At 54.3% G+C, this 13050-nt stretch carries 13 protein-coding genes and 1 pseudogene; 8 read left to right on the top strand and 6 right to left on the bottom strand.

Going from position 1 to position 13050, the window contains the following annotated elements:
* The 3 genes from LEP6406_RS0220155 to LEP6406_RS0220145 all read left to right on the top strand — a co-directional run bounded on the left by LEP6406_RS0220155 (position 1) and on the right by LEP6406_RS0220145 (position 2884).
* Positions 1-402: a (2Fe-2S) ferredoxin domain-containing protein gene (locus LEP6406_RS0220155; protein WP_008311976.1), complete on the top strand. Its 402-nt coding sequence runs from the start codon at positions 1-3 to the stop codon at positions 400-402.
* Between the two features lie 182 nt (positions 403-584).
* Complete coding sequence (locus LEP6406_RS0220150) at positions 585-812, top strand: hypothetical protein (protein WP_008311975.1); 228 nt, start codon at positions 585-587, stop codon at positions 810-812.
* Complete coding sequence (locus LEP6406_RS0220145; RefSeq protein WP_008311973.1) at positions 812-2884, top strand: ATP-binding protein; 2073 nt, start codon at positions 812-814, stop codon at positions 2882-2884. The genes LEP6406_RS0220150 and LEP6406_RS0220145 overlap by 1 nt, the downstream gene beginning before the upstream one ends.
* A gap of 121 nt (positions 2885-3005) precedes the next feature.
* On the opposite strand, the pseudogene LEP6406_RS34460 reads toward LEP6406_RS0220145, so the two are convergent.
* Positions 3006-3334, bottom strand: a pseudogene (locus LEP6406_RS34460) (hypothetical protein); the annotation flags it as partial.
* Between the two features lie 377 nt (positions 3335-3711).
* Here LEP6406_RS34460 and LEP6406_RS0220130 point away from each other — a divergent pair.
* Together LEP6406_RS0220130 and LEP6406_RS0220120 are read left to right on the top strand one after the other, a co-directional pair.
* Entirely contained in the window at positions 3712-3909 is a 198-nt protein-coding gene (locus LEP6406_RS0220130) for a hypothetical protein (protein ID WP_008311967.1), read from the top strand.
* A 100-nt stretch (positions 3910-4009) separates the two neighbouring features.
* Positions 4010-4624, top strand: a complete 615-nt coding sequence (locus LEP6406_RS0220120; RefSeq protein WP_008311963.1) for a Uma2 family endonuclease — start codon at positions 4010-4012, stop codon at positions 4622-4624.
* A gap of 142 nt (positions 4625-4766) precedes the next feature.
* Here the strand turns inward: LEP6406_RS0220120 and LEP6406_RS0220115 are convergent, their stop codons facing one another.
* Complete coding sequence (locus LEP6406_RS0220115; RefSeq protein WP_008311961.1) at positions 4767-5603, bottom strand: DUF6602 domain-containing protein; 837 nt, start codon at positions 5601-5603, stop codon at positions 4767-4769.
* 191 nt (positions 5604-5794) lie between these two features.
* Positions 5795-6466, bottom strand: coding sequence for a DUF4145 domain-containing protein (locus LEP6406_RS0220110; protein ID WP_008311958.1), 672 nt, complete (start codon positions 6464-6466; stop codon positions 5795-5797).
* A 428-nt stretch (positions 6467-6894) separates the two neighbouring features.
* Between LEP6406_RS0220110 and LEP6406_RS0220105 the strand changes: the two genes are divergently transcribed.
* Positions 6895-7239 carry a nucleotidyltransferase family protein gene (locus LEP6406_RS0220105; RefSeq protein WP_008311956.1) on the top strand — a complete coding sequence of 115 codons (345 nt, stop codon included), beginning with the start codon at positions 6895-6897 and terminating at the stop codon, positions 7237-7239.
* Between the two features lie 48 nt (positions 7240-7287).
* On the opposite strand, the gene LEP6406_RS0220100 is transcribed toward LEP6406_RS0220105, so the two are convergent.
* From LEP6406_RS0220100 to LEP6406_RS0220090, 3 genes are read right to left on the bottom strand one after another with little or no spacing between them, the layout of a single operon-like run.
* Positions 7288-9060, bottom strand: a complete 1773-nt coding sequence (locus LEP6406_RS0220100; protein WP_225886586.1) for a vWA domain-containing protein — start codon at positions 9058-9060, stop codon at positions 7288-7290.
* A 4-nt stretch (positions 9061-9064) separates the two neighbouring features.
* The gene (locus tag LEP6406_RS0220095; protein WP_008311953.1) at positions 9065-9721 is read right to left on the bottom strand and encodes a hypothetical protein; all 657 of its coding nucleotides are present in this window, start codon (positions 9719-9721) and stop codon (positions 9065-9067) included.
* Positions 9722-9765: 44 nt separating this feature from the next.
* Positions 9766-10755 carry a sensor domain-containing diguanylate cyclase gene (locus LEP6406_RS0220090; RefSeq protein ID WP_008311951.1) on the bottom strand — a complete coding sequence of 330 codons (990 nt, stop codon included), beginning with the start codon at positions 10753-10755 and terminating at the stop codon, positions 9766-9768.
* Between the two features lie 248 nt (positions 10756-11003).
* Here LEP6406_RS0220090 and LEP6406_RS0220085 point away from each other — a divergent pair, with 248 nt between their 5' ends.
* Positions 11004-11924, top strand: a complete 921-nt coding sequence (locus LEP6406_RS0220085) for an RluA family pseudouridine synthase (protein WP_008311949.1) — start codon at positions 11004-11006, stop codon at positions 11922-11924.
* A 160-nt stretch (positions 11925-12084) separates the two neighbouring features.
* A complete protein-coding gene (locus tag LEP6406_RS0220080) occupies positions 12085-12834 on the top strand; it encodes an amino acid ABC transporter ATP-binding protein (RefSeq protein WP_036028626.1) in 750 nt (249 codons plus the stop codon).
* Positions 12835-13050: the final 216 nt, after the last annotated feature.

The raw sequence follows: 13050 nt of genomic DNA, 5'->3' as shown, positions 1-13050 counted from the left end.
ATGGTGAGTGACTCTATCTTGGCTACGGCAGTTGAAGCCTTGCATTTGGGTGCGATCGCACGCCACGTTTTCATCTGCGCCGATCAGACCAACCCCAAATGCTGCGACCGGGCTGCCAGCATCGTCGCCTGGGACTATCTCAAATCTCGCCTCAAGGCGCTGAATTTGGATCGCCCCACGGAAACCCAGCCCACCTGCATTTTTCGCACCAAGGCCAACTGTTTGCGAGTGTGCCAGCGGGGGCCAATCCTAGTCATCTACCCCGATGGAGTTTGGTACCACAGCGTTACCCCCGACGTGATTGAGCGCATCATACAAGAGCACCTGATCGGCAATCAGGTGGTAGAAGACTACGTCCTGCTCCGCCATCCCCTACCCGATCCCATGGCAAGCGCTCAGTAACTCCGATTGATGCGGCCTATTGCGGTCTGACTGGGCAAAAATCAGTTCAGGCGTACTCTAGCCAGGGGCGAGCTATCAGGCCATGCTAACCCTAGGTTGTCCTGACTGAATCCTCCTGCGCCAGCAAGCCTTACGGTTACGCAGGGCAGCATCGGCTCTAAATCTCTCCAGGCTTTATACCCATGTCGGAACCCAGCGAAAACCGCCTGAATCTAGAGATCGAAATGCTGAGTGTCAATCAGCTCAATGCCCTCGGTAATCAAGCGGTAAAAATGGGCCTGATCGCAGGCCATGGCTACCACAAAGGCCAGTACGAAATTTTACGCCAGGGCAAGGCTATCACCCTGCCTCCCCCGGAGGCATTGGACTATTTGCAACATCTGCTTGAGTCGGCATCGGAGGGAATGTGATGGGATTAGTGCCGTCATCCGTCTGGGGTGAGGCTAACCATACCTATCTAATTCAGTCGATCGACCAAGTGCGTCATCGCCTACTATCCCTGTTGGGGGAAACCAGCCCGCCGCCGCCGCCGCCGCCTGTACCCCATCCCCCACCAGCCTTGGAGCAACTGGTCCGGATTTTTGGGCTTTCGGACTTTGAGCGTACCCTGCTACTCCTGTGTGCTGGCGTGGAAATCAGTGATGGCATTGCCAGTCTCTGCGGCCAGATCCATCACAATCCTGGCCAGAACTACGCCACCTTTAGTTTGGCCCTGATGCTCAGCCCCACTCCCCACTGGTCAGCCCTGACTCCAGAGGCTCCCCTACGCCGCTGGCGACTACTAGAAGTGGGGGGAGGACCGGCCCTAACCACGAGTCTGGTGCGCTTAGATGAGCGCATTCTCCATTACCTGATGGGGATTCAGCATTTGGATGATCGCCTCGTAGGGCTCGTGGCGGTAAATCCCCTCGGCCCCAGCGGCCCCTTACCGCCTTCCTATGAGCGCATCTGCGATCGCGTCCGCGCCCTAGGCTGGCCCCAGGGGGGTCGCCATGCTCCGGTGCTGCTACTTTTAGGCAGTGACCCCAGTAGCAAACGGGCGATCGCCACCGCTCTGTGTCAGCGGACCGGGCTCGATCTCCTCACCTTAAAATCCACAACCTTGGCGGTAGATTCAGCCCAGGCCCGTCAAATCCAGCGCCTCTGCGAACGGGAAACCCGCCTTTCCCCCAGCGCCCTACTGCTGGACTGCGATGCCATGGCTACGATGGGGGAAGGGGGCGAAGGCAGCCGGACCTCAGCCCATCCCAGCCTCGACACCTTCATCGAAAATGTTGACGCCCCCCTGATCATCACCAGTCAGGAACGGCGTTCTACTCTAGGGCGCGAGATTATTCCCCTCGATATCCAGCCACCGCCCCCTGTAGAACAGCGGCACCTCTGGGCCATGCACCTCGGTCCCCTCGCCACTGATCTGAATGGTCAACTTGATCAACTAGTGGGGTATTTCAACCTGGGTCCCATCGCGATTCAAACCGCTAGTGCCCACACCAAACGACTCTTGGCTCACCACGCGGCTGAAAGCAACGCTAATGACGGCAAGATCGCAGCAACCAGCTCCAGGGCCGTGGGTGTAGACCCCCCTAGAACCTCAGATCCTCAGGATATTGCCCCCATTCTCTGGGAAGCTTGCCTGAGCCAAGCCCGCCCCCGCATGAGCGACCTAGCCCAGCCCATCGACGTCACCGCCCAGTGGGATGATTTGATTTTGCCGGAGAAAGAAAAATCCGTTCTCGCCACCATTGCTGCCCATGTGCGCCAGCGCATTAAAGTCTATGAAGAATGGGGCTTTGGTCGCAAGAGTCGGCGGGGACTGGGTATCAGCGCCCTGTTTTCCGGCGTTAGTGGCACCGGAAAAACCATGGCCGCTGAAGTTATCGCCCAGGAGCTAAACCTCGATCTCTATCGCATCGACATCAGTTCTGTCGTCAGCAAATACATTGGCGAAACGGAGAAAAACCTGCGACGCATCTTCGATGCCGCCGAAGCCGGGGGCGCAATTCTTCTCTTTGATGAAGCCGACTCTCTCTTTGGCAAGCGCTCCGAAGTCAAAGATTCCCACGACCGCTACGCCAATATGGAGGTTAGCTATCTGCTCCAGCGCATCGAGTCCTACGGCGGCCTCGCCATCCTCACCACCAACCTCAAGAGCGCCCTAGACCAAGCGTTTCTACGCCGGATTCGCTTCATCGTCCAGTTCCCCTTTCCCGATGTAGAACAGCGGGCAGAAATCTGGCGACGCATTTTTCCCCCTGATACCCCCACCCAGGATCTGGCCTACACCAAGCTGGCTCGCCTCAGTGTCGCAGGGGGCAACATTCGCAATATCGCCCTCAACGCCGCCTTCCTCGCCGCCGATGCCAATGAACCTGTGCAAATGCACCACATTCTCCAATCGGCCCAGAGTGAATACATCAAACTAGAGCGTCCCCTCACCGATGCTGAGATCAAGGGCTGGCTACCTAAGGAATCTGCGGGTTAATAGTGTACCCACTGGCCCGGTTTTCTCCCTCTGGGCTTACAGGGTGACACCCCCCCTAGAGAGCTTGCTGGATAAGGGATAGGGCGTGAAAACCTCGCTGAAAATAGCGGCGTTTATGGGGGAAGATATTTCGCCCTTTCCATTCCGTGCGGTCCATAGCCAGAACCCAATAGCCGTGTTTATGGTGTTTGAGCGTTCTCAGACGACGGCGTTGGGCACGGTTCAACCCCCGTCCCGTTTCCACTTGGCGGATCCAATATTTGAGCAGCGGAAACCACAGCACCTTGAGGGTAAGTTTGGGTAAGGCTAAAAAGCGTTCCATACCAAGTCCAGCTCGAAATCTAGAGTTTCCCCACCGGGAAAACTCCACTTCTGGACTTGGGCAAGGTTTAAGTTCCGTTTGCGACTTTGATACTGAATGGGTTGAGGAAAGAGGCTGGTTATAGCGGTTCCCTAATGGATGAGGGACAGCTCAACTTGATGGCAATTCGGGGAACAAGGGGCTTAAGCCCCTTGCCTGTACTTAACCCGAGTGAGAACCGCTATAAGACGGAGAGTTTGACCTGGCGATGCGCTCGTATTAATAACAACAGTAACTGGAAGGTCAAGTGCTGTTTCTCACTGAGATAGGTGAGAAGGGTAGTTTGGTAGAATGTAGGGAACATATTTGATTGGGGGAGCTGCACTGAGGCTCCCTTTTTTGTCCCCTCCGTTATCTCAAAACCCTGTACCGTATGACGTTGAGTGCCCTTGTCACCCGTTAAGGGTGGAAGAGGTTCAGGCAAAGCTGGAACCTCTTGTTTTGTAAGCATTCAAGGGAAGGAACCATGCCCATCATCAAAATCCTGAAGCATTATTTAATTGAGCAAAATGAGGAATTTATTACGGTGGATGTGCCATTTGCAGTAGTGTTGCCGTGGCAGCGAGATTATGCCAAGGTCGCCAGAGCTAAGGGGCTGCTGAAAGAAAAACGAGCCTCAATGCTGACCCATCTCAACACGATCCGTCAGGAGTGGGATCGATGAAGTATCTCTACGACTTTGGATTGGCGATTTCGGATTGTGGATTTTCGGAATCTATCAGCACCCTAAAACTAGCCCACCTCAGCTTTTGGAGGGCACCTTCATGATTGCCCAACCTCAGGTATCCCACCACTGCACCCCTGCAGAATATCTTGAGCAAGAACTGGCCGCCGACCTGCGCCATGAATACATCAACGGAGACATCGTGCCCATGACCGGCGGCACCCCCGACCACAATCAAATTTTGCTCAACTTGGCTGGGGCGCTGAACTTGAGATTGGCTGACCAGCCCTATCGCGTTTTTGCCGCTGACCAGCGACTCTGGATTCCCAGCGCCAAGATTTATACCTATCCCGACATCATGGTGGTGCAGGGAAAACTGGCCTATCAGACCGGGCGACGGGACACGATTACCAACCCAATGCTGATCGTGGAAGTGTTGTCTAATTCCACCAGCAACTATGACCGGGGTGGTAAATTCGCCGCCTATCGCAGCATTCCCAGCTTTGTGGAATACATCCTCGTAGATCAGTACAGCGCCCATGGGGAGCACCACGTTAAAACCGGCCCCAAGCAATGGCTCCTGCAAGAATACGACGGGCTAGACACCAGTCTCACCCTATCCAATCTGGAGTTTACGATTCTCCTGCGCGACCTTTATAACAAAGTGCAGTTGGAATCCGATGCCCCAGGGCTAGAGGCCGAGGATAAACCTTGAGGCACTGGTTTCTTAAAGGGTGACAAATCGCTGAAACACCTGTGTGACAAGTCCTCCAAACAAGTTTCGACAAAATCATGAAAATACTTGCTGCTCAAGGTTTTAGAGCTTTCATCACCCGTTAGAAGACCAGTGCCCAATTTCACCCTTTCTCTTTGTCATCTTCAGAGTCCCCAAGGGATGCCCAATACTCTGAAGCGATTAGCCCCGTCCAGTCAATTGGCAATAGACATTGCCAACCAATAGCTTGAAGAAGAGTAACGATGCCAATCCCAAAGGCTTTTCCTTTGACCTGTTCCGTCTGAAGCTTTGCAAAATGCCTCGGGTCATGGAAGAGAGATCCTTTAATTCCATCTGGACCTAGTCGAGCGTACTGAGTCATTACGCTGTCTGCACCTAGAATAACCAGATCTGGAGTATGGTCGTCGCTCACAACCTCCGATAGTTCACATCCATTCCATTCACGCGATAAAATCACGCCAAATGGCTGATTCCTGAGCCGAGGCCACACCCTTGGCCAATCCTGCACTTGTCCATTATAGATTGGCCCTTCCTTGGCATAATTAGGATTCCGCAGCGGTGTACGAGCTAGTACGAGAGATTTAACAGTCCTTACCTGTTCTACAGCCTTCTGGAAAGTGTCATCGCTTCGGATTGAATGTTTACACTCAATATATGCGTAGACAGCCTCCACTGGAATTTGGTCTTTACTCGCATAGCTAATCCCTTCATTCGACCGAAGGGTAGGGCATAGCAATCTATCGAATATTACTATGTCATCGCCAGCGATTGAGCCATCCTCAGAGACCACAAATCCTCGGCAGACACCAAATTTTGCTGGTAGTATTTCTGACAATACATGGCACATGGCCACTTCGAATTCGTCACCGAGATCGAAATTGTAGAGAGCCTCAATGCCGGTCAGACGGGCTAATACTCTCCTAGACAGCTTGTGGACGTAGCCGTTATAACCACTCATCAGCGTTTATATATGGGGGTTGCCGTATAACGCCTAAGTTCACTGGCGCGTCCCGCTTTAAGTGTGGGTTCGCTACGCGGTTTTCGTATGAAAACAGTACATTTTTCGCCAAGTTCACAAGGATCCGGCACAACGCTTTGGCCATCGGAAATGCGAAAATGGGCAGATAAGAAACAACAATTGCCATTTCCTTAAGAAAAATAGTTTTCCATGAATACTCGGACTTGCCTTAACATGTCATCGACATCGCTACTTGAAAATTCATTCCACTGACCATGAGCGGCTTTGTTCCTTAAGTCAGCTAATGCAGTTATTCGCTTCTGCACCAGTTTATTATAAACACCCGCCTTGGCAAGCTCAGAATTCATTACATCAAGTTTGGGCTTATCAGAAAGCAGAACTTTTGCCTGTGTACAAAGCTTCCGTAAACCGTCTTCAAGTACACTGCCAGCAATGACTGCTGATGCCTGGAAGTATCCAGATTCAAATAAGTGTTGAGCCTGTCCCAAAAAATCATCGAAAACTTCAGCCTCAATCAAGACTCTTGTATCAAACAACAAGTCATTTTGATATTCTTCTTTCGCTGATTTGAGAATGCCTAATGCTTTTTTTGTTGGCTGGAAGTCGTGAAACTTCACGAATAATTGGTCAAATTTGACATAATGATCACTGTTGGAACCAAGGACTCGCTTTAGGATATTGAGACAACTAACTCCCCATTGATGCGAAAGCTGTGAATCGACTGCAAAATCTCCCATATAGGAAACCGTTGCAGTAGACCGACTACGCCGTGTGGTTAAGACCTGCTCCCCCATTCTGATTAGCTCATCAAATCGGCTTAGAATCTTTTCGTCGATTTGCACGCAACAACCTCCGTAATAATGGCTGTAACGCTGTACGTTTTATCGTGGATCATTCTACCATTAGTCAATATCTCGAACCCGACTCCAACGACAAACAACCCAGAGGCCGGTTCCCTGTCGCTGCCGCCCAAATCTGGGGCCAACGATAGAAGCCCCCGGCCCCTAGCGCCCGAGAAAGTTCGGCACATGCTCTACGACAGCTTAGCCGGGATAGATCGCACCATCAGGCACTGGTCTCTTAAAGGGTGACAAATCGCTGGAAAGCCTGTGCAACAAGTGCTTCAAGCAATTCTGGCAAAATCATGGAAAGCCTTGAGAAGCAAGGCTTTGGAGCTTTCATCACCCGTTAAAAACCAGTACCCACCTTGAAACCCATCCTGATCCCAAACCCTTCTCCCCAGGGAGAAGGGCTTAAAGGCAGAAAACCTATGGATATTGAAACCCTCTATCACCGCCTAGGCATTACCCCCGCCCAACTCGCCGAGTTTTGCCAAATCGCTCAAATCACCGAACTCGCCCTCTTTGGCTCCATCCTACGCGACGACTTTTGCCCCGATAGCGACATCGATATCCTCGTCACCTTCACCCCCGACTGCAAAATCGACCTGATGGGTTTTGTCCGATTGGAGTACGACCTGGAAGACTGGCTGCACCGCGACGTTGATCTTGTTGAAAAGGAAACCGTAGAAAGCGACTTCAACTGGATTCGTCGCAAAGAAATCTTAGACAACTCCCAGGTGATTTATGAATTGCAATCAGTCCTATCTCATTGACATCCATAAATTTGGACAAGAAGCCATGGCGTTTGTTCAAGACATTGACTACAGGTTAGTTTGGAAGATGCCCTTGAGAAGATCCTGCACATTGCCGGGGGTGCCAGTTTTCACTGTGGATTCCCGCAACTGGGCAATTTCTGCTAGCTCCGCCTCATTCACATCTCCGTAGGCAATGGGATAGATGCGAATATCGCTGTAGGTCATCAGATTCTTCACATCCCGGAAGCCGTAGCCCCGGTTGGCGATCCCATCCGTCAGCAGCAATAGGTAAAAGCGACCCTCTGGATCACTCTGACGACGTTTCATTAGCTCCGCTAGACCCACCACAGTGGCGTCGTACATAGCAGTAGCTCCGTCGGCTCTGAGGGTATCGATAGCGGCTAGAAAGCGCTGATGTTGGAGCTGATCAAAGGGGGCTAGGGGGACACGATAAACCGTGTTGTCGGCAAAGGTAATGAGCCCTACCTGGTTACCGGCATTGATGGTGGAACTGGCGATCTTAAGTCCTTCTTTAACCGCCGCCATGGGTTCCCCGTCCATAGAACCGCTGGTGTCTACAACGGCCATGAGATAGACGGTGCGGTCGCCATCCTTGCGGGCTTTCCAGTAGGACTGGGCCGCCGTTAGTACTTCCCCCGTGGGAATTGGGGGCAGATCGGTACGCTGAAGATAGTCCGTGGGCTCAAAGCCCTGCTGGCGGGCTAAATCCTGGATTTCGGAGGTGCTGGCAAAGGCTCCAAACTGGGCCAGGGCATCCGCCGCCTCTGGGCTATTCCAGTCGAAGCCCACGAGGGGATTGTTGTGGGGGATGCCGAAGGGGACAAACTGCACCTCTTCGAAGCCGGGAAGCTGAATCAGGCTCTGGTAGTTCTGGTATTCCAGGGGAAATGCTTGAAGTTTGTCGGGGTCGCGAATGAAAATCTCTTGCAAGTCCAGGGTGGTGGTGGTGGTGATCAACACCTGCTCTTGGAAGGCGGCAAAGACCGAGTTCACCTCGGGGGATTCTAAATCTCCCTGAGTCAAAGGTTGTCCATCGGCCTGATGGCCTGCGGCCCGCCAGAACAGGTGATAGAGCAGATTCAGCGAGGTGGAACTGGTGTAGGGGTTGGGGTAGCCCGCCGTGAGCTGCCCAGAGATCATGGCATCTACCACTTGATCAAAGGTGACGGTGCTGCCCAATTGGTCATAGGCGGCTTTTTGCAGCACAAACCCGGCCACATTGGGCACTAGGCGCTCTACCACTGGGGTTGGATTCACCCCCTCACTTCGCAGCATTTCCACCCAGAGATCATTAGAGGGGGAGTAGCCAGTGGGTTGGATGGTTCCCGCCGCTAGCAGTCGTGCCGCCGTGCCAGAGGGGATCTGACGGATGCCTACCTGGATGGTTTGCCCGGAGGCGACGGTTTTGCCCTGGCGGTTGAAGGCGTCCGCTACTTCGATTAGCCAGCGTTCGTTTTGTTTGTCAATGTTGGCCTTTTCGGAGGAGCTGAGGATCTCGATATAGACCTGATTGGTATTGCCGCTGGGGGTGGCTCCATAGAGGGGAAAGTCTTCTAGGTTGGGCAGGGGTTCGCTGATACTGTCGGTGGCGTAACGGCTGGCGGCACCGTCATCAATGAAGTTCTCTTGCAGGGAAACTTTGGGTAGGAGGGTGTCAAACAAGACCTGTTCAGCGGTTTCTGGGGAGTCGATGGTGGGGACGCTGCTTCCTACACAGCCCCATAGGAGAGCAAGGCTTAGGCCCGCCGCTAGCCAGAGGCAAAAGCGGGTGGTGAGGCGGTGGATCCAGCGGTTTAGGGTTGGCATCAGACTAGACATGAGGCTAGGAACGATCATCGTTGGCGGCGTTGAGGGTGGTCTTGTTGGCATCAATCAGGAGTTGGAGGCGGGCGGGTAGGCTGGTGTCGGCAGCGGCTTCGGTGGTGAGTTGGGACAACAGGATTTGATCGCGCAATTTCTGAAGCTGATCGTGGGTTTCTTGCAGGCGATCGCTACTGGCCTGGAGATGTTGTTGGGTCAGGTCTTGGTATTGGGCGGTCTGTACCTGTTGGCGGGCGGCGGCACTGCCCGCAATCTGACGGGCAAGGGCTTCGACGGTGTAGAGGGTTTCCAGCAGATCGGAACTGAGGGGGGGGTCGGCTTGGGCGATCTGGGCGGCAGCGGCTTGGCTGGCCATGGCCCAGTTTTGGGCTTGGTGCCATTCAGGACAGGGGGAGGGTAGGGGAACGCGATCGCGGATTTCCGCCAAATGGGCAGCCATCGTGTCTGCATCCAACAGCGTTCCTGCCTCTGCGAGTTGCGCCTTGCGAAACTGGAGAAACCAGGCTATGAGCATGACCCCTGCGATCGCGCTACCCAGTAACAAGGCTAGGGGATTGAACCCGGCAATGACTAGAAATGCCCCATATCCTAGACCCGTTCCCACCAGTAAGAAGAGGGTTTGGGGATAGCGCCACGCCGTGCGCCAGCGGATGTCCATAGCTGAGCCTACCGATGATACCTACACGATCATACTGGGCTCGATCATACTGGCAAGCTGCCCGGTCTCATTATTCTCACCTCACCCTGCTGCTTGCGAGTCTGTTTTTGGGCATACATGGCAGCATCCGCCGCCTGCCAAGTTTCCTTCAAGCTTCCATAGGGCTGACATATAGCTAACCCTATGGAGGCAGGGACTGCCGCCCTATCTAGGGCCGTCTGGAGGCGATGCAGGAGGGCTTGGGCAGCCTGATGGTCAATTTCGATGCCCAACACTGCAAACTCATCCCCCCCCAACCGGGCCACCACATCCTGGCTGCGGGTTTCCCCCTGCAAAGTTTTAGCGGCCCGTTGCAGTAGGGCATCCCCGGCGGTATGGCCGAGGGTATCGTTAGTGTGCTTCAGATTATCGAGATCCACCACCATGACGCAGGCGGGGTGACCATATTGACGACAACACTCCTCCTCCGTGGCGAGGAGATAATCCCAACCCCGGCGATTGTAAGTCTGGGTCAGGCTATCGATTAAGGACTCTGCCTCCGCCCGCTCTGCTCGTCGGCGCTGATAGATGTTGCCCATTTCCGCCTCTAGGAGGCTGCACAGGAGCCGCGCCAGCATTTCAATCAGAGACTGCTGTTCTGCGATCGCGCTGTCCATCGGCTCAGGGTGAATGGCGCAGAGGGTACCGAAGAGTTTGCCATCGTCATGGCGCAACGGTACCCCAATATAGGCCCCAATGGGCAATTGCTGGGCAATGGGGGCCTTGGCATAGACCGGCACTTCGCTGACATCGGCAGCGACGCAAGGGCCTTGGCCCTGCACCATCCGCGCACAAAAGGAATCGCTCCAGCGAAACACATCCCCCGCCTGCACCCCATAACCATCCTCCCCATTCTCTGCCTGCAACACGATCCAGTCTTCGCCGATGGTACGGGTCATCATCCACAGGTCAAATCCAAGACGATCCCGCAAAAGGCTAAGCACCGCAGAGGATGCCACACTGAAGCTTTCGTAACTCTGGATAGTGTTGTCCATGGGGTAACCACCACAGCCTGAAAGGATGGGAGAAGCCTAGGAGCCTAACACCTTATGATATGGGGACCGATCAAGTCTTGACAGGCGTACTAATCCGGAGAAGACGCAGGCCAGAGCTGGAAATGCCTGTTCCACAACGGTTTCAGGATGGACAACAAGGGGCTGATAAATTAACACGATGAAATGAAAGGTCTGTTAAATTAACAGGATGTTGCATTGGAGTAATCCCCATCTCCGAACAGACCGTTATGCTTTCTGTGGAGACTCCAGAATCAGAACGCCTCGACCGCTGGCTCTCGGCCCACCTCCCCGATCTATCGCGAAATCGCCTCCAAAAGCTAATTGATGGGGAATACGTCACCCTCAACGGCCAGCTCTGTACTGATAAAAAGCGGCTGGTGCAGGCGGGGGATATCATCTGCCTCACCCTGCCAGAGGCCCAGCCCCTAGAGCTGACCCCCGAGTCGATTCCCCTCGACATTCTCTACGAAGACGACCACCTGATCATTGTCAATAAGCCAGCGGGGCTAGTGGTCCACCCCGCCCCCGGCAACAGGAGCGGCACCCTAGTCAATGCGCTGTTGGCCCATTGTGGCGAGGGGCTCTTGGGCATTGGCGGGGTGCAGCGACCGGGGATTGTCCATCGCCTGGATAAGGACACGACCGGGGCCATTGTGGTCGCAAAAACCGATTTGGCCCATCAAGATCTCCAGGCCCAGATGAAGGCCAAAACCGCCCGTCGGGAGTACCTGGGGGTGGTCTACGGGGCTCCCCGTGAACAGGGAGGCACTGTGGATGCCCCCCTGGGCCGTGACCCCAGCGATCGCAAAAGGCAAGCCATCGTTACCGTCGAAAAAGGCGGTCGTAATGCCGTCACCCACTGGCAGGTGCAAGAACGCATAGGCAACTTCACCGTCATGGCCTTTCGCCTAGAAACGGGGCGCACCCACCAGATTCGGGTCCATTGTGCCCATCTGGGCCACCCCATCGTCGGCGACCCGGTCTATGGGGCAGGGCGCTCGGTGGGGGTGAATCTGCCCGGTCAAGCCCTCCATGCCGCCCGCCTTACCCTGCGCCACCCCGCTACGGGAGAAACGGTTTGCGCGATCGCGCCCCTGCCGCCCCCCTTTGAAACCCTGCTCTCGGTGCTCCGCAACCGACAAAACTAATGTTCCAGACCTTCGTGTCCGTGTAGTAGTTGACAGTACGAATCCCCGACTCCTCTTAAGGTTGGGGGCACATATGGAGAAATTCCATCAGTAGAAAGTCATTTCGACTTATTATTTTGAGAACAAACCCATGACACAGTTTCAGACTGAAGTTGCTCCTATGGATACAGTTGGTGGCGAGTCCGTCATTGTCGCAAAGGACGTTGAAAAGTGGTACGACAATGGCTTCAACGTACTCAAGGGAGTTAGCCTAACGGTGTATCGAGGTGAGGTTCTTGTGGTCATGGGGCCGTCCGGTTCCGGCAAATCCACCTTCATCCGGACCTTCAATGCCCTAGAACCCTACCAAAAGGGATCCATTGAGGTGGATGGCATTCTCCTTTCCCACGATCTCAAAAATATTGAGGCCATTCGTCGGGAAGTGGGAATGGTATTCCAGCAGTTCAATCTGTTTCCCCACCTAACAGTGCTGCAAAACGTCACCCTTGCGCCGATTTGGGTCCGCCGCTGGCCCAAGGCTCGGGCAGAAGAGGTGGCGATGCAACTCCTAGATCGAGTCGGTATTTTGGAACAGGCTCACAAATTCCCTGGACAGCTTTCAGGGGGACAACAACAACGAGTTGCGATCGCACGGTCCCTCGCCATGCAACCCAAGGTCATGCTCTTTGACGAACCCACTTCCGCCCTCGACCCAGAGATGGTACGGGAAGTGCTAGATGCCATGCGCACCCTTGCCAAAGAAGGCATGACCATGGTCTGCGTCACCCACGAAGTCGGCTTTGCGCGGGAAGTAGCGGATCGGGTCGTACTGATGGACGGCGGTGTTCTCGTAGAAGAAAATACCCCCGACGCCTTCTTCAACAACCCCCAAGAAGAACGCACCCAGAAATTCCTATCTCAGATTTTGTAAAACCGTCCCTGGGCATATCTAGATGGATGGGGTTTCCAACCAGCGAGCCCCTTGACGGACAGGTTCTTGGCGGCAGTATCCCTGCCATCGTCGCGCAAGCGTCCTGCTTGCCGCAGCCTAAGCTTCGACAAGCTTAGGGACTCGCAGGTTCTCGTAGGGTGCATTAGCGAAGCAATGCACCGCAGGATAGCCGTGCTACCAATCAGGGGTAACCCT

The sequence above is a fragment of the Leptolyngbya sp. PCC 6406 genome, assembly GCF_000332095.2.
Taxonomy (GTDB): domain Bacteria; phylum Cyanobacteriota; class Cyanobacteriia; order Phormidesmidales; family Phormidesmidaceae; genus PCC-6406.
This window is presented reverse-complemented; position numbering and strand designations above follow the sequence as displayed.